Raw genomic sequence first — 16,441 nt, forward strand, 5'->3', positions numbered from 1 at the left:
TCACTTTCAACGAACAATTGCAGTTTGTTTTGTAAGTAGGCGCTTACATCAATAATTTACTCCAAAGCAATGCGTACAGTTTTATCAAGACGTCCGCTGACCCCCATCAGCAGGAAAGCCACCAGAACAATGAGGGCGCCAATCCACGGCGTCTGCGCCAAACCGTAATGCGCCACCGTTTGCCCGCCAATCACGGAGCCCAGCGCAATACCAATGTTAAACGCCGCAATGTTCAGACCTGACGCCACATCTACCGCATTAGGCGTGAATTGTTCCGCTTTCTGTACCACGTAGACCTGCAAACCCGGTACGTTACCGAAGGCAAAGACCCCCATCACCAGAATGGTAGCCAGCGCGGCATACTGCGTGGAGGCCGTCACCTGGAAGACCATCAGCAGAACAAACAGCGCGGCGAAAATGAATTTCAGCGCAGGAACGGCACCATGCTTATCTGCCAGTTTACCGCCCCAGATATTGCCGATAGCCACAGATACGCCATAACCCAGTAGGATCCAGCTTACTGCTGCCGGGGAGAATCCCGCCAGATCCTGCATCATCGGCGCCAGGAAGGTGAATGCCGTGAATACCCCGCCGTAGCCCAGCGCCGTAACGGCGTAAATCAGCAACAGACGAGGATGAGTCAGTACTTTCACCTGGTCACGAATGCTGGCGGCCGCCCGACCGGGAATATTGGCAGGGATCAGCAGTTGACTGCTCATCAGCGCAATCACGCCTAACAGTGATACCGCAAGGAAGGTCTCACGCCAGCCAAAATGCTGACCGATAAATGTGCCCAGCGGCACGCCCGTGACCAGAGCTACCGTTAAACCACCAAACATAATAGCGATAGCAGAAGCCGCTTTCTCTTTTGGCACCAGACTTGTCGCGATGGTAGAGCCAATCGAGAAGAACACGCCGTGCGCCAGGCCCGTCAGCAGACGGGCGGCGATTAATGTCATATAGCCCGGTGCCTGCCATGCCAGCAAATTCCCCGCCGTAAACAAGACCATCAGCGCGACCAGTAACTGTTTACGCGGCAGGCGTCCGGTCAGCGCGGTTAGCACCGGCGCGCCAATAGCCACACCCAGCGCATAGATTGAAACCAGCATTCCGGCGGAAGGTAACGAGATAGCCAGTTGTTGAGCAATGGTCGGCACCAGGCCGACAATCACAAACTCAGTCGTACCGATAGCGAAAGCACTTATTGTCAGTGCAAATAAAGCGAGAGGCATACATAACTCCATAACAGCAGTAATCAGATGACACGCAGTATGCCTGGATGTTTTAATGACAAAAATAGCCAAAATATCAATTTAATTTTGCTTCAGGAGCAAAAATGAAAGCCACCTCCGAAGAACTCGCAATTTTTGTCGCTGTCGTGGAAAGCGGCAGCTTCAGCCGGGCGGCAGAGCAGCTTGGACAGGCCAATTCCGCTGTCAGCCGGGCAGTTAAAAAGCTGGAGATGAAGCTCGGCGTCAGTCTGCTTAATCGTACGACCCGACAGCTGAGCCTGACTGAAGAAGGAGAGCGATACTTCAGGCGCGTGCAGCAGATACTGCAAGAAATGGCCGCCGCAGAAACGGAAATCATGGAGTCGCGTAATACCCCGCGCGGCTTACTGCGTATCGATGCGGCAACGCCGGTAATGCTGCATTTCCTGATGCCGCTGATTAAACCTTTTCGTGAACGGTATCCGGAAATAACGTTGTCTCTTGTCTCCTCAGAAACGTTCATCAATCTTATTGAACGAAAAGTGGATGTTGCGATACGCGCAGGCACGTTGACAGATTCAAGTCTGCGCGCGCGTCCGTTATTTACCAGCTATCGTAAGATTATCGCCTCACCGGATTATATTGCCCGTTTTGGCAAGCCTGAGAGCGTTGAAGAGTTAAAACAGCATCTGTGCCTGGGGTTCTCAGAACCCATCTCGCTCAATACCTGGCCGATAGCCTGTAGTGACGGACAGCTCCATGAGATCGAATGTGGGATTTCGTCCAACAGCGGGGAAACGTTAAAACAACTTTGCCTGAGCGGTAACGGCATTGCATGTCTTTCAGATTATATGATTGATAAAGAGATCGCCCGGGGAGAACTGGTGGAACTGCTGGCCGATAAACGTCTGCCGGTAGAAATGCCTTTCAGCGCCGTTTACTACAGCGATCGCGCCGTCAGCACACGTATTCGGGCATTTATCGACTTTTTGAGCGAATATATAAGAACAGCTCCCGCAGGAGCTGTGAAAGAGGGGTAAAGGTACAAAGGATCGGGTAATTAATCCCAGGCAGGAGCCAGTCCTTCCGGGCTAACCAGACGATCGTTGCAATCCAGTGCCGCGATCGCATTTTTATCTTCGGCATCCAGATGCAGATCCTGCGCCAGCAGGTTGCTTGCCAGATTTTCACGCCTGGTGGATGAAGGGATCACGGAGTAACCTTCACCCATTGCCCATGCCAGAATAACCTGCGCCGGGGTCGCATTATGTTTAGCCGCAATGCGCGCAATCACTTCATCTTTCAGCGCTTTACCGTATGCCAGCGTCATGTAAGAGGTGATGTGGATACCGTGCGCTTTCGCCCAGTCAACCACCTTACGATTCTGCAGATACGGAGATAGCTCAATCTGGTTGGTGGCTATATGGTCTGCGCCCACCGCGGCAATAGCCTTTTCCATCAACGGAATGGTGAAGTTTGAAATGCCAATTTCGCGAGTCAGCCCTTGTTTTTTAGCTTCCAGCAATGCCTGCATAAATTCTTCGACAGACACGGCATCACCCGGAGATGGCCAGTGGATCAGCGTCAGATCGACATAATCGGTACGCAGTTTTTTCAGGCTCTCTTTCAGGCTTGGGATTAGCTTGTCTTTGCTAAGGTTTTCAATCCAGATCTTGGTGGTGATGTACAGCTCATTACGCGGTACGCCGCTCTCAGCAATCGCCTGTCCAACAGCCGCTTCATTATCATAGATTTGCGCAGTGTCGACAGCACGGTAGCCCAGTTCAAGCGCCGTTTTCACAGAAGCGATAACCACGTCGTCTTTCAGGCGAAAAGTACCTAAACCGAATGCAGGGATAGTCATAGAATTCCTCTTTTTAATCACTATGTTCGTTAACTGAGGGGATTATGACCTTCAGCGCTTTGTAGAAAAAGAGCGAGAAATGCAGAGGATTTTTGCGAATTGAGCAATAATTAAATGATATGCAAAGAAAAAGCCCTGAGCTAATGCTCAGGGCTCTTAATAAGTGGCGGAACGGACGGGACTCGAACCCGCGACCCCCTGCGTGACAGGCAGGTATTCTAACCAACTGAACTACCGCTCCACCGAATTTCTTTGTCACAACCCGGATTTTCATCCCGGTTTACTGCAATTTGATGCCTGGCAGTTTATGAATCACTTCGTGATTCACCCTTCGGGCCGTTGCTTCGCAACGTTCAAAAGCTTTCGCTTTTGTCCTACTCTCTGTCGAGTAGTGAACTGCCCCGAAAGTTAATGCCATACTTCTAATTTGATGCCTGGCAGTTCCCTACTCTCGCATGGGGAGACCCCACACTACCATCGGCGCTACGGCGTTTCACTTCTGAGTTCGGCATGGGGTCAGGTGGGACCACCGCGCTAGTGCCGCCAGGCAAATTCTTTGTGCTCTGTACGCAATTCTTTATCGCATCAGCGGCGTTGCCTGCGCTCGTAAACTCAGTCACATACTTCTGTATGCTCCTTCCTTTCCTTCGCTTGCCGCCTTGCTGCTGCGCAAAGTATTGCGTACTCAACTCTGAATCACTGCTGAAAATCGTCTTCTCATCCGCCAAAACATCTTCGGCGTTGTAAGGTTAAGCCTCACGGTTCATTAGTACCGGTTAGCTCAACGCATCGCTGCGCTTACACACCCGGCCTATCAACGTCGTCGTCTTCAACGTTCCTTCAGGAGACTTTAAGTCTCAGGGAGAACTCATCTCGGGGCAAGTTTCGTGCTTAGATGCTTTCAGCACTTATCTCTTCCGCATTTAGCTACCGGGCAGTGCCATTGGCATGACAACCCGAACACCAGTGATGCGTCCACTCCGGTCCTCTCGTACTAGGAGCAGCCCCCCTCAGTTCTCCAGCGCCCACGGCAGATAGGGACCGAACTGTCTCACGACGTTCTAAACCCAGCTCGCGTACCACTTTAAATGGCGAACAGCCATACCCTTGGGACCTACTTCAGCCCCAGGATGTGATGAGCCGACATCGAGGTGCCAAACACCGCCGTCGATATGAACTCTTGGGCGGTATCAGCCTGTTATCCCCGGAGTACCTTTTATCCGTTGAGCGATGGCCCTTCCATTCAGAACCACCGGATCACTATGACCTGCTTTCGCACCTGCTCGCGCCGTCACGCTCGCAGTCAAGCTGGCTTATGCCATTGCACTAACCTCCTGATGTCCGACCAGGATTAGCCAACCTTCGTGCTCCTCCGTTACTCTTTAGGAGGAGACCGCCCCAGTCAAACTACCCACCAGACACTGTCCGCAACCCGGGTAACGGGTCCACGTTAGAACATCAAACATTAAAGGGTGGTATTTCAAGGTCGGCTCCATGCAGACTGGCGTCCACACTTCAAAGCCTCCCACCTATCCTACACATCAAGGCTCAATGTTCAGTGTCAAGCTATAGTAAAGGTTCACGGGGTCTTTCCGTCTTGCCGCGGGTACACTGCATCTTCACAGCGAGTTCAATTTCACTGAGTCTCGGGTGGAGACAGCCTGGCCATCATTACGCCATTCGTGCAGGTCGGAACTTACCCGACAAGGAATTTCGCTACCTTAGGACCGTTATAGTTACGGCCGCCGTTTACCGGGGCTTCGATCAGGAGCTTCGCTTGCGCTGACCCCATCAATTAACCTTCCGGCACCGGGCAGGCGTCACACCGTATACGTCCACTTTCGTGTTTGCACAGTGCTGTGTTTTTAATAAACAGTTGCAGCCAGCTGGTATCTTCGACTGACTTCAGCTCCATGAGTAAATCACTTCACCTACGTGTCAGCGTGCCTTCTCCCGAAGTTACGGCACCATTTTGCCTAGTTCCTTCACCCGAGTTCTCTCAAGCGCCTTGGTATTCTCTACCTGACCACCTGTGTCGGTTTGGGGTACGATTTGATGTTACCTGATGCTTAGAGGCTTTTCCTGGAAGCAGGGCATTTGTTGCTTCAGCACCGTAGTGCCTCGTCGTCACGCCTCAGTGTTAAAGTGAACCGGATTTACCTGGAACACACACCTACACGCTTAAACCGGGACAACCGTCGCCCGGCCAACATAGCCTTCTCCGTCCCCCCTTCGCAGTAACACCAAGTACGGGAATATTAACCCGTTTCCCATCGACTACGCCTTTCGGCCTCGCCTTAGGGGTCGACTCACCCTGCCCCGATTAACGTTGGACAGGAACCCTTGGTCTTCCGGCGAGCGGGCTTTTCACCCGCTTTATCGTTACTTATGTCAGCATTCGCACTTCTGATACCTCCAGCATGCCTCACGACACACCTTCACAGGCTTACAGAACGCTCCCCTACCCAACAACACACAGTGTCGCTGCCGCAGCTTCGGTGCATGGTTTAGCCCCGTTACATCTTCCGCGCAGGCCGACTCGACCAGTGAGCTATTACGCTTTCTTTAAATGATGGCTGCTTCTAAGCCAACATCCTGGCTGTCTGGGCCTTCCCACATCGTTTCCCACTTAACCATGACTTTGGGACCTTAGCTGGCGGTCTGGGTTGTTTCCCTCTTCACGACGGACGTTAGCACCCGCCGTGTGTCTCCCGTGATAACATTCTCCGGTATTCGCAGTTTGCATCGGGTTGGTAAGCCGGGATGGCCCCCTAGCCGAAACAGTGCTCTACCCCCGGAGATGAATTCACGAGGCGCTACCTAAATAGCTTTCGGGGAGAACCAGCTATCTCCCGGTTTGATTGGCCTTTCACCCCCAGCCACAGGTCATCCGCTAATTTTTCAACATTAGTCGGTTCGGTCCTCCAGTTAGTGTTACCCAACCTTCAACCTGCCCATGGCTAGATCACCGGGTTTCGGGTCTATACCCTGCAACTTAACGCCCAATTAAGACTCGGTTTCCCTCCGGCTCCCCTATTCGGTTAACCTTGCTACAGAATATAAGTCGCTGACCCATTATACAAAAGGTACGCAGTCACCCCACCCCAAAGCATTCGCTTTCGCTACGCGAAACCGCCTGCCTTTGCGCTGTCGCGCAAAGCGCCCTGCGGCTCACTTTACACTGCTGTTTTATCGGTTTGACGTCGCTTCGCTCCGTCAACGCGGTACAGCAAATGCTTTGGTGGTGGGGCTCCCACTGCTTGTACGTACACGGTTTCAGGTTCTTTTTCACTCCCCTCGCCGGGGTTCTTTTCGCCTTTCCCTCACGGTACTGGTTCACTATCGGTCAGTCAGGAGTATTTAGCCTTGGAGGATGGTCCCCCCATATTCAGACAGGATACCACGTGTCCCGCCCTACTCATCGAGCTCACAGCACATGCGCTTTTGTGTACGGGGCTGTCACCCTGTATCGCGCGCCTTTCCAGACGCTTCCACTAACACACATGCTGATTCAGGCTCTGGGCTCCTCCCCGTTCGCTCGCCGCTACTGGGGGAATCTCGGTTGATTTCTTTTCCTCGGGGTACTTAGATGTTTCAGTTCCCCCGGTTCGCCTCATTAACCTATGGATTCAGTTAATGATAGTGTGACGAGTCACACTGGGTTTCCCCATTCGGGTATCGCCGGTTATAACGGTTCATATCACCTTACCGGCGCTTATCGCAGATTAGCACGCCCTTCATCGCCTCTGACTGCCAGGGCATCCACCGTGTACGCTTAGTCGCTTAACCTCACAACCCGAAGATGTTTCTTACGATTCATCATCGTGTTGCGAAAATTTGAGAGACTCACGAACAATTTTCGTTGTTCTGTGTTTCAATTTTCAGCTTGATCCAGATTTTTAAAGAGCAAAACTTCGCAGTGAACCCTTTCAGGTACACTCTGAAGTATTTTTTCGTAAACACTCACGAGATGGTGGAGCTATGCGGGATCGAACCGCAGACCTCCTGCGTGCAAAGCAGGCGCTCTCCCAGCTGAGCTATAGCCCCATCGTGTAGTCAGAACCTCTTTACCGATAATTTTTCCTGAGACAAGGCGTGGGATAACGAAGCATACATCAGTATGTGAGTTATTTCACAACGCAGTATTCAGGGAAAATTTGGTAGGCCTGAGTGGACTTGAACCACCGACCTCACCCTTATCAGGGGTGCGCTCTAACCACCTGAGCTACAAGCCTGTAGAGGTTTTACTGCTCGTTTTTCATCAGACAATCTGTGTGAGCACTTCAAAGAACAGTTCTTTAAGGTAAGGAGGTGATCCAACCGCAGGTTCCCCTACGGTTACCTTGTTACGACTTCACCCCAGTCATGAATCACAAAGTGGTAAGCGCCCTCCCGAAGGTTAAGCTACCTACTTCTTTTGCAACCCACTCCCATGGTGTGACGGGCGGTGTGTACAAGGCCCGGGAACGTATTCACCGTGGCATTCTGATCCACGATTACTAGCGATTCCGACTTCATGGAGTCGAGTTGCAGACTCCAATCCGGACTACGACGCACTTTATGAGGTCCGCTTGCTCTCGCGAGGTCGCTTCTCTTTGTATGCGCCATTGTAGCACGTGTGTAGCCCTGGTCGTAAGGGCCATGATGACTTGACGTCATCCCCACCTTCCTCCAGTTTATCACTGGCAGTCTCCTTTGAGTTCCCGGCCTAACCGCTGGCAACAAAGGATAAGGGTTGCGCTCGTTGCGGGACTTAACCCAACATTTCACAACACGAGCTGACGACAGCCATGCAGCACCTGTCTCACAGTTCCCGAAGGCACAAATCCATCTCTGGATTCTTCTGTGGATGTCAAGACCAGGTAAGGTTCTTCGCGTTGCATCGAATTAAACCACATGCTCCACCGCTTGTGCGGGCCCCCGTCAATTCATTTGAGTTTTAACCTTGCGGCCGTACTCCCCAGGCGGTCTACTTAACGCGTTAGCTCCGGAAGCCACGCCTCAAGGGCACAACCTCCAAGTAGACATCGTTTACGGCGTGGACTACCAGGGTATCTAATCCTGTTTGCTCCCCACGCTTTCGCACCTGAGCGTCAGTCTTTGTCCAGGGGGCCGCCTTCGCCACCGGTATTCCTCCAGATCTCTACGCATTTCACCGCTACACCTGGAATTCTACCCCCCTCTACAAGACTCAAGCCTGCCAGTTTCGAATGCAGTTCCCAGGTTGAGCCCGGGGATTTCACATCCGACTTGACAGACCGCCTGCGTGCGCTTTACGCCCAGTAATTCCGATTAACGCTTGCACCCTCCGTATTACCGCGGCTGCTGGCACGGAGTTAGCCGGTGCTTCTTCTGCGGGTAACGTCAATTGCTGCGGTTATTAACCACAACACCTTCCTCCCCGCTGAAAGTACTTTACAACCCGAAGGCCTTCTTCATACACGCGGCATGGCTGCATCAGGCTTGCGCCCATTGTGCAATATTCCCCACTGCTGCCTCCCGTAGGAGTCTGGACCGTGTCTCAGTTCCAGTGTGGCTGGTCATCCTCTCAGACCAGCTAGGGATCGTCGCCTTGGTGAGCCGTTACCTCACCAACAAGCTAATCCCATCTGGGCACATCTGATGGCAAGAGGCCCGAAGGTCCCCCTCTTTGGTCTTGCGACGTTATGCGGTATTAGCCACCGTTTCCAGTAGTTATCCCCCTCCATCAGGCAGTTTCCCAGACATTACTCACCCGTCCGCCACTCGTCAGCAAAGCAGCAAGCTGCTTCCTGTTACCGTTCGACTTGCATGTGTTAGGCCTGCCGCCAGCGTTCAATCTGAGCCATGATCAAACTCTTCAATTTAAAAGTTTGATGCTCAAAGAATTAAACTTCGTAATGAATTACGTGTTCACTCTTGAGACTTGGTATTCATTTTTCGTCCGAGGACGTTAAGAATCCGTATCTTCGAGTGCCCACACAGATTGTCTGATAAATTGTTAAAGAGCAGGTGCGGCGCGGCTTTCAGCTCACCGTCGCGAGGTGGCGTATATTACGCTTTCCTCTTTCAGAGTCAACCCTGAATTTCAGGATTTTTCTCTTCAACCGACCGGCTGTTTGTGTGAAGTGATTCACATCCGCCGTGTCGATGGAGGCGCATTATAGGGAGTCGGTTCAGGAAGACAAGCGGAAAAATGCATTTTTGTTTTAACCGCTCATCTTTTATCCATAACGCTTATTTTTGCTGCTTTTTTATCGCTGATGGCAGGTCAGCAAGGCTGTTTAACACCCAGTCCGCCGCGTTTTCTGCTTCTGCCGTGACCGGTTTGCCCGTACGCACCAGCACTTTTGTCCCGACATTTGCCGCCGCTGCCGCCTGCATATCTTCCAGCTTGTCTCCCACCATATAAGAAGCCGCCATATCGATATGCAGAAAATCACGCGCCGAGATAAGCATTCCTGGATGCGGCTTGCGGCAATCACATACCTGACGGAACTCTTCTATGCTGCCCTGCGGATGGTGAGGACAATAATAGATGCCGTCCAAATCAACATCGCGATCCGCCAACGACCAGTCCATCCATTCGGTTAACGTTTCAAACTGCGCCTCAGTGAATTTGCCGCGCGCGATTCCGGACTGGTTCGTCACCACCACCAACGCATAGCCCATTTTTTTTAGCTCGCGCATCGCGTCAATAACGCCGTCTATAAACTCAAATGCATCGATTTCATGTACGTAGCCGTGATCCATATTAATGGTGCCGTCACGGTCGAGAAAAATTGCGGGTACAAACTTTGCCACCTTTTATAGCTCCTGAGTAAAGCAAGTGGCGCTAGTATCGCATGTTTCAGCAGGCAAGAAAGTGCTCATCGTATAAAGCCTGATTGATTTAGACGTCTGGATGCCTTAACATCCATTCTGTTGACGGCGTTGACCGTATTAGGCAGACGAAAATGCCTCCGCTCATTTCATTACGATAATAAAGAATCAATGATTAAACTTTCGAATATTACCAAAGTGTTCCAGCAGGGGACGCGCACCATTCAGGCGCTAAATAATGTCAGCCTGCACGTTCCTGCCGGGCAGATTTATGGCGTCATTGGCGCCTCCGGCGCCGGTAAAAGTACGCTTATCCGCTGCGTTAACTTACTTGAACGTCCAACCGAAGGTAGCGTTCAGGTCGGCGGTCAGGAGCTGACAACGCTTTCAGAGTCTGAGTTGACCAAAGCTCGCCGTCAAATCGGCATGATTTTCCAACATTTTAACCTGCTCTCTTCCCGTACCGTGTTTGGCAACGTCGCGTTGCCGCTGGAACTGGATAACACACCAAAGGAAGAGATCAAACGCCGTGTCACAGAGCTGCTGGATTTAGTCGGTCTTGGCGACAAGCACGACAGCTATCCGGCAAATCTTTCCGGCGGTCAGAAACAGCGTGTCGCGATTGCCCGCGCGTTAGCCAGTAATCCAAAAGTGTTGCTGTGCGATGAAGCCACCAGCGCGCTTGATCCCGCGACGACCCGTTCGATTCTGGAATTGCTGAAAGATATCAACCGTCGTCTGGGGTTGACGATTCTGCTTATCACTCATGAAATGGATGTCGTAAAACGTATCTGCGACTGCGTTGCCGTTATCAGTAATGGCGAGCTTATTGAGCAAGATACGGTCAGCGAAGTCTTCTCGCACCCTAAAACGCCGCTGGCGCAGAAGTTTATTCAGTCCACTCTGCACCTGGACATTCCGGAAGATTACCAGGCGCGTTTGAAAGCGTCGCCGGAAACTGACAGCGTGCCGATGCTGCGCATGGAGTTCACCGGGCAGTCTGTGGATGCCCCGCTGCTTTCTGAAACCGCGCGTCGTTTCAATGTGAACAATAATATTATCAGCGCGCAGATGGATTACGCGGGCGGTGTGAAGTTCGGCATTATGCTAACGGAAATGCACGGCACACAAGAAGAGACGCAAGCCGCAATTGCCTGGCTGCAGGATCACCATGTGAAAGTAGAGGTACTGGGTTATGTCTGAGGCAATGATGTGGTTACTGGTTCGTGGCGTCTGGGAAACGCTGGCGATGACCTTTGTCTCCGGTTTCTTCGGTTTCGTGATTGGCCTGCCGGTTGGCGTATTGCTGTATGTTACGCGCCCGGGGCAGATTATGGAGAACGCCAGACTGTATCGCTCCCTCTCCGCGGTGGTCAATATTTTCCGCTCGATTCCCTTTATCATCCTGCTGGTGTGGATGATTCCTTTTACCCGAATAATTGTCGGCACCTCCATTGGTTTGCAGGCTGCAATTGTACCGCTGACCGTCGGCGCCGCGCCTTTTATCGCCCGTATGGTGGAAAATGCGTTGTTAGAGATCCCTGCCGGGCTGATTGAAGCCTCGCGAGCGATGGGCGCCACGCCGCTGCAAATTGTACGTAAAATCCTTTTACCGGAAGCGCTGCCTGGTCTGGTGAATGCGGCAACCATTACACTGATCACCCTGGTCGGTTACTCCGCAATGGGCGGTGCCGTCGGCGCTGGCGGCCTCGGTCAAATCGGCTATCAGTACGGTTATATTGGATACAATGCTACCGTGATGAATACGGTGCTGGTATTACTTGTCGTTCTGGTTTATTTAATTCAGTTATCCGGCGATCGCATCGTCAGGGCTGTCACGCATAAGTAACGTTAAACACAACACAAATACTCATTAAGGAAATAAGCATGGCGTTCAAATTCAAAACCTTTGCGGCAGTGGGTGCTCTGATTGGTTCTCTGGCACTTGCGGGTTGCGGTCAGGATGAAAAAGATCCAAATCATATTAAAGTCGGCGTAATCGTTGGCGCAGAGCAGCAAGTTGCCGAAGTCGCGCAGAAAGTCGCGAAAGAAAAATACGGCCTGGACGTGGAATTGGTGACCTTTAATGATTATGTTCTGCCTAATGAAGCGCTGAGCAAAGGCGACATCGATGCCAATGCCTTCCAGCACAAACCGTATCTGGATCAGCAAATCAAAGATCGAGGCTACAAACTGGTTTCCGTTGGTAAGACTTTTGTCTATCCCATTGCAGGATATTCCAAAAAAATCAAATCTCTGGATGAGCTCAAGGACGGTTCCCAGGTCGCTGTGCCTAACGACCCGACCAACCTTGGTCGTTCCCTGTTGCTGCTGCAAAAAGTAGGGCTGATTAAACTGAAAGACGGCGTCGGTCTGCTTCCTACCTCGCTGGATATCGTCGAAAACCCGAAAAATCTGAAAATTGTTGAGCTGGAAGCGCCGCAGTTGCCGCGTTCGCTGGATGACGCGCAGATCGCGTTAGCAGTCATCAATACGACATACGCCAGCCAGATTGGCCTGACGCCAGCGAAAGACGGTATCTTCGTTGAAGATAAAGATTCTCCGTACGTTAACCTTATCGTGACGCGTGAAGATAACAAAGACGCCGAGAATGTGAAAAAATTCGTTCAGGCTTATCAGTCTGATGAAGTGTACGAAGCCGCAAATAAAGTTTTTAATGGCGGTGCGGTGAAAGGCTGGTAAGTTTTAGGCTGATTCCACAATCTGTAATATTATTCAGGACGGGCTATTGCCCGTCTTGTCATTTATGCAAGCTCCTGATTCAATATCTGGCAATTAGAACATTCATTGAGGAAATATTATGCGTGCTTTACCGATCTGTTTATTGGCACTCATGCTGGGCGGTTGTTCCATGCTAAGCAGATCCCCTGTTGAACCCGTTCAAAGCACCGCAACCCCGCCAAAAGCGGAGCCGGAGAAACCTAAAGCGCCGCGTGCCGCTCCCGTCAGGATTTACACCAATGCTGAAGACTTAGTCGGTAAACCTTTCCGCGATCTTGGCGAGGTTAGCGGCGAATCCTGCCAGGCGACAAATCAAGACTCTCCGCCTAACATTCCAACTGCGCGCAAGCGTATGCAGATTAATGCATCTAAAATGAAAGCCAACGCCGTCCTGCTGCACAGCTGTGAAATTACCAGCGGCACGCCAGGCTGCTATCGTCAGGCGGTTTGTATCGGGTCCGCCCTGAATATTTCGGCGAAATGAGCAGCTTTCAGTTTGAACAAATCGGCGTTATTCGCTCCCCCTATAAAGAAAAATTCGCCGTTCCGCGCCAGCCTGGTCTGGTCAAAAGCGCCTGCGGCGAACTGCATCTGATAGCGCCTTACAACCAGGCCGATGCCGTTCGCGGCCTGGAAGCTTTCAGCCATTTGTGGGTGCTTTTCGTTTTTCATCAGACGATGGACGGCGGCTGGCGGCCGACAGTTCGTCCGCCCCGTCTTGGCGGTAACGCCAGAATGGGCGTTTTTGCCACGCGCTCCACGTTCCGCCCCAATCCGATTGGCATGTCGCTCGTTGCGCTAAAAGGTATCGAGTGCCGGAAAGAGAGCGTAATTCTGAAATTAGGCAGTCTGGATCTGGTGGATGGCACGCCGGTGGTGGATATTAAACCGTATTTACCGTTTGCCGAGGCCTTACCGGACGCCGCCGCCAGCTATGCGCAACAGGCGCCGATAGCTGAAATGCCCGTGAGTTTTACCGCTGAGGTGGCTCAACAGCTTACGACGCTGGAAAGGCGTTATCCGCAGCTACGGACATTTATTTGCGATGTGCTGGCGCAAGATCCTCGCCCGGCTTATCGTAAGGGTGAAGAGACGGGCAAAACCTATGCCGTCTGGCTGCATGATTTTAACGTGCGCTGGCGTGTGGTTAACACCGGATTTGAAGTGTTTGCGCTGGAACCACGGTAATTTCACGCCCTTCTCTTTTGACATCTCTTGCACGCTGGTAAACTAAATCACTTTTTTTGTATCAGGCTCACATTGAGCCTGTTCGATCGTTCAACTGGAACCGTAACAACATGCGTACTAGCCAATACCTGCTCTCCACTCTGAAGGAGACACCTGCCGACGCCGAGGTTATCAGCCACCAGCTGATGCTGCGCGCCGGGATGATCCGCAAGCTCGCCTCCGGGTTATATACCTGGCTGCCGACCGGCCTGCGCGTCCTGAAAAAAGTCGAAAACATCGTGCGTGAAGAGATGAACAACGCCGGTGCTATCGAGGTGTCGATGCCAGTCGTTCAGCCAGCCGACCTGTGGCAAGAGAGTGGTCGTTGGGAACAGTACGGTCCGGAACTGCTGCGTTTTGTCGACCGTGGCGAGCGTCCGTTCGTACTCGGCCCGACCCACGAAGAAGTTATCACCGATCTGGTGCGTAATGAACTCAGCTCTTATAAGCAGTTGCCGCTGAACTTCTTCCAAATCCAGACCAAATTCCGTGATGAAGTGCGTCCGCGCTTTGGCGTGATGCGTTCGCGCGAATTCCTGATGAAAGATGCTTACTCTTTCCACACCTCTCAGGAGTCGTTGCAGGAAACCTATGACGCCATGTACGCCGCGTATAGCCGTATCTTCAGCCGTATGGGGCTGGATTTCCGCGCGGTACAGGCCGATACCGGTTCTATCGGCGGCAACGCCTCGCATGAATTCCAGGTGCTGGCGCAAAGCGGCGAAGACGATATCGTTTTCTCTGATGTTTCTGATTACGCGGCTAACATTGAACTGGCAGAAGCTATCGCGCCGCAAACGCCGCGCGCAGCGGCGACGCAGGAAATGACTCTGGTCGATACACCAAATGCCAAAACCATCGCGGAGCTGGTGGAACAATTCAACCTGCCAATTGAAAAAACGGTAAAAACGCTGCTGGTGAAAGCGGTGAAAGACAGCAAGTCTCCGCTGGTGGCTCTGCTGGTTCGCGGCGATCATGAACTGAATGAAGTTAAAGCGGAAAAACTGCCGCACGTTGCCAGCCCGCTGACCTTCGCTACCGAAGAAGAGATTCGCGCCGTAATTAATGCCGGCCCTGGCTCCCTCGGCCCGGTCAATATGCCGATTCCGGTCATCATCGATCGTACCGTTGCCGCCATGAGCGATTTTGCCGCTGGCGCCAACATCGACGGTAAACACTACTTTGGTATTAACTGGGATCGCGATGTGGCGACGCCTGTTGTTGCCGACATCCGTAACGTAGTCGCCGGCGATCCGAGTCCGGATGGTCAGGGAACGTTGCTTATCAAACGCGGTATCGAAGTGGGTCACATCTTCCAGTTAGGTACCAAGTACTCAGAAGCGCTGAAAGCCTCCGTTCAGGGTGAAGATGGCCGTAACCAGATCCTGACAATGGGCTGCTACGGTATCGGCGTAACACGTGTCGTTGCCGCGGCTATCGAGCAGAACTTTGACGAGCGCGGCATTGTATGGCCTGACGCCATTGCGCCTTTCCAGGTCGCTATTCTGCCGATGAATATGCACAAATCCTTCCGTGTGCAGGAGCTGGCGGAAAAGCTGTACAGCGAATTGCGCGCGCAGGGCATTGAAGTGCTGATGGACGACCGTAAAGAGCGCCCGGGCGTGATGTTTGCCGATATGGAGCTGATTGGTATTCCACATACTATCGTGATTGGCGATCGCAACCTGGATAACGACGATATTGAGTATAAATACCGTCGTAGCGGTGAAAAATCGCTGATTAAAACCGGCGATATCGTTGATTATCTGGTCAAGGCGATTAAAGGCTAAACGACATTTTGTTGGGATTGCCCGGCGCCATCCGGCAGATATGTAAAGGCCTCGCACCCTGCGAGGCCTTTTATTAGTGAGTGCAATCTTTACCCGGCGCAAACTTCACATTTTTATCAGCTATTAGCGTTTTTACCGGCTCGCCCGTGTCCGGATTCGCGGCTAACACAAAATGCCCTTCTACCGTCAGCAGCACCGGTTTTTCCGCTTCACCTTTCGCCGCCAGATAGCCGCGCTCAAGCTGGGCGTTACTGGCGACCGGCAGCCGTTTTCCGGTCGCGCAATCGGTAAAGGTCGCCGCATCGGCCCTGTATACATACATACCACGCAGCGGCATTGGCGTTACCGGCAGGCTGGCGGTAACAGGCACAAGCGTATAATTAAGCTGCGAAGCCACCGGATTGCCTTCTCTGTCGAGCATCTCCAGCTCATTGCCTTTCGCGCGATAATACGATTTCTCGCCATTGCTGTCGGTTAACACCAGTTTATCCGCCGTCCGCGCCCAGGTACCGTATGACGCAAAAGAGGAAGGTTCTTCGCGCACGCCCTGATAGCGCTCGTTCATCACCCATGTGCCGTCTTTTTCCAGAAACAGTGACGTTTCAATACCTTCACAATCCGCACAGGGCAGCACGCCGCGCCAGCTTTGCTGCATGGGTTTTAATTCCGCCGCCTGCGCAGGTTGCAGGGCGTCAACTTCCGCACGGTTATTACACCCTATCAATGCAAATAGCGTACAGGCTGCCGCTACTGACAATATTGCTGTTCTCACCATAAAATCCTTATGAAATTGCTATTCCTGCCCG

Annotated in this window: 11 protein-coding genes, 3 tRNA genes and 3 rRNA genes; 7 read left to right on the forward strand and 10 right to left on the reverse strand. The window is 52.2% G+C overall.

What is annotated here, in order from left to right:
- Positions 1-56: 56 nt before the first annotated feature.
- The gene (locus tag J1G48_RS17710; RefSeq protein ID WP_001127530.1) at positions 57-1,232 is read right to left on the reverse strand and encodes an MFS transporter; all 1,176 of its coding nucleotides are present in this window, start codon (positions 1,230-1,232) and stop codon (positions 57-59) included.
- Positions 1,233-1,336: 104 nt separating this feature from the next.
- Here J1G48_RS17710 and yafC point away from each other — a divergent pair, with 104 nt between their 5' ends.
- Positions 1,337-2,251, forward strand: coding sequence for a DNA-binding transcriptional regulator YafC (gene yafC / locus J1G48_RS17715; protein WP_000648524.1), 915 nt, complete (start codon positions 1,337-1,339; stop codon positions 2,249-2,251).
- A gap of 20 nt (positions 2,252-2,271) precedes the next feature.
- Here the strand turns inward: yafC and dkgB are convergent, their stop codons facing one another.
- The 8 genes from dkgB to gmhB form a co-directional block, all read right to left on the reverse strand.
- Complete coding sequence (dkgB, locus tag J1G48_RS17720) at positions 2,272-3,075, reverse strand: 2,5-didehydrogluconate reductase DkgB (RefSeq protein ID WP_000154868.1); 804 nt, start codon at positions 3,073-3,075, stop codon at positions 2,272-2,274.
- Between the two features lie 164 nt (positions 3,076-3,239).
- A tRNA-Asp gene (locus tag J1G48_RS17725) sits at positions 3,240-3,316 on the reverse strand.
- A gap of 191 nt (positions 3,317-3,507) precedes the next feature.
- Positions 3,508-3,623: ribosomal RNA gene (gene rrf, locus J1G48_RS17730) — 5S ribosomal RNA — on the reverse strand.
- 197 nt (positions 3,624-3,820) lie between these two features.
- Positions 3,821-6,864: ribosomal RNA gene (locus tag J1G48_RS17735) — 23S ribosomal RNA — on the reverse strand.
- A gap of 182 nt (positions 6,865-7,046) precedes the next feature.
- Positions 7,047-7,122: transfer RNA gene (locus J1G48_RS17740), tRNA-Ala, on the reverse strand.
- Positions 7,123-7,233: 111 nt separating this feature from the next.
- Positions 7,234-7,310, reverse strand: a tRNA-Ile gene (locus J1G48_RS17745).
- 69 nt (positions 7,311-7,379) lie between these two features.
- A 16S ribosomal RNA gene (locus tag J1G48_RS17750) occupies positions 7,380-8,921 on the reverse strand.
- Together the 16S, 23S and 5S rRNA genes with 3 tRNA genes alongside form the textbook arrangement of a ribosomal RNA operon.
- Before the next feature lie 370 nt (positions 8,922-9,291).
- A complete protein-coding gene (gene gmhB, locus J1G48_RS17755; RefSeq protein ID WP_001051725.1) occupies positions 9,292-9,858 on the reverse strand; it encodes a D-glycero-beta-D-manno-heptose 1,7-bisphosphate 7-phosphatase in 567 nt (188 codons plus the stop codon).
- Between the two features lie 189 nt (positions 9,859-10,047).
- On the opposite strand from gmhB, the gene metN reads away from it, so the two are divergent.
- The 6 genes from metN to proS all read left to right on the forward strand — a co-directional run bounded on the left by metN (position 10,048) and on the right by proS (position 15,635).
- Entirely contained in the window at positions 10,048-11,079 is a 1,032-nt protein-coding gene (gene metN, locus J1G48_RS17760; protein ID WP_000594021.1) for a methionine ABC transporter ATP-binding protein MetN, read from the forward strand.
- Positions 11,072-11,725, forward strand: coding sequence for a methionine ABC transporter permease MetI (locus tag J1G48_RS17765; protein ID WP_001287486.1), 654 nt, complete (start codon positions 11,072-11,074; stop codon positions 11,723-11,725). The genes metN and J1G48_RS17765 overlap by 8 nt, the downstream gene beginning before the upstream one ends.
- 38 nt (positions 11,726-11,763) lie before the next feature.
- Positions 11,764-12,579 (forward strand): methionine ABC transporter substrate-binding lipoprotein MetQ, encoded by an 816-nt coding sequence (gene metQ, locus J1G48_RS17770; RefSeq protein WP_000874215.1) that lies wholly within the window; start codon positions 11,764-11,766, stop codon positions 12,577-12,579.
- Between the two features lie 118 nt (positions 12,580-12,697).
- Complete coding sequence (gene rcsF, locus J1G48_RS17775) at positions 12,698-13,102, forward strand: Rcs stress response system protein RcsF (RefSeq protein WP_001202315.1); 405 nt, start codon at positions 12,698-12,700, stop codon at positions 13,100-13,102.
- Positions 13,099-13,806, forward strand: a complete 708-nt coding sequence (tsaA, locus tag J1G48_RS17780) for a tRNA (N6-threonylcarbamoyladenosine(37)-N6)-methyltransferase TrmO (RefSeq protein ID WP_000093988.1) — start codon at positions 13,099-13,101, stop codon at positions 13,804-13,806. Before rcsF ends, tsaA begins: the two co-directional genes overlap by 4 nt.
- Before the next feature lie 110 nt (positions 13,807-13,916).
- On the forward strand, positions 13,917-15,635 hold the full coding sequence (gene proS, locus J1G48_RS17785) for a proline--tRNA ligase (protein WP_001260683.1): 1,719 nt from the start codon (positions 13,917-13,919) through the stop codon (positions 15,633-15,635).
- A 73-nt stretch (positions 15,636-15,708) separates the two neighbouring features.
- On the opposite strand, the gene nlpE is transcribed toward proS, so the two are convergent.
- A complete protein-coding gene (gene nlpE, locus J1G48_RS17790) occupies positions 15,709-16,410 on the reverse strand; it encodes an envelope stress response activation lipoprotein NlpE (RefSeq protein ID WP_000252580.1) in 702 nt (233 codons plus the stop codon).
- Between the last annotated feature and the right edge of the window lie 31 nt (positions 16,411-16,441).

It is taken from the genome of Salmonella sp. SAL-020, from assembly GCF_017372215.1.
Taxonomy (GTDB): Bacteria; Pseudomonadota; Gammaproteobacteria; order Enterobacterales; family Enterobacteriaceae; genus Salmonella; species Salmonella enterica.

What these genes read in the sequence shown, in the direction of transcription:
- J1G48_RS17710 (WP_001127530.1), bottom strand. Translation starts at nt 1,232, where the DNA reads ATGCCTCTCGCTTTATTTGCACTGACAATAAGTGCTTTCGCTATCGGT.
- yafC (WP_000648524.1), top strand. Translation starts at nt 1,337, where the DNA reads ATGAAAGCCACCTCCGAAGAACTCGCAATTTTTGTCGCTGTCGTGGAA.
- dkgB (WP_000154868.1), bottom strand. Translation starts at nt 3,075, where the DNA reads ATGACTATCCCTGCATTCGGTTTAGGTACTTTTCGCCTGAAAGACGAC.
- metN (WP_000594021.1), top strand. Translation starts at nt 10,048, where the DNA reads ATGATTAAACTTTCGAATATTACCAAAGTGTTCCAGCAGGGGACGCGC.
- J1G48_RS17765 (WP_001287486.1), top strand. Translation starts at nt 11,072, where the DNA reads ATGTCTGAGGCAATGATGTGGTTACTGGTTCGTGGCGTCTGGGAAACG.
- metQ (WP_000874215.1), top strand. Translation starts at nt 11,764, where the DNA reads ATGGCGTTCAAATTCAAAACCTTTGCGGCAGTGGGTGCTCTGATTGGT.
- rcsF (WP_001202315.1), top strand. Translation starts at nt 12,698, where the DNA reads ATGCGTGCTTTACCGATCTGTTTATTGGCACTCATGCTGGGCGGTTGT.
- tsaA (WP_000093988.1), top strand. Translation starts at nt 13,099, where the DNA reads ATGAGCAGCTTTCAGTTTGAACAAATCGGCGTTATTCGCTCCCCCTAT.
- proS (WP_001260683.1), top strand. Translation starts at nt 13,917, where the DNA reads ATGCGTACTAGCCAATACCTGCTCTCCACTCTGAAGGAGACACCTGCC.
- nlpE (WP_000252580.1), bottom strand. Translation starts at nt 16,410, where the DNA reads ATGGTGAGAACAGCAATATTGTCAGTAGCGGCAGCCTGTACGCTATTT.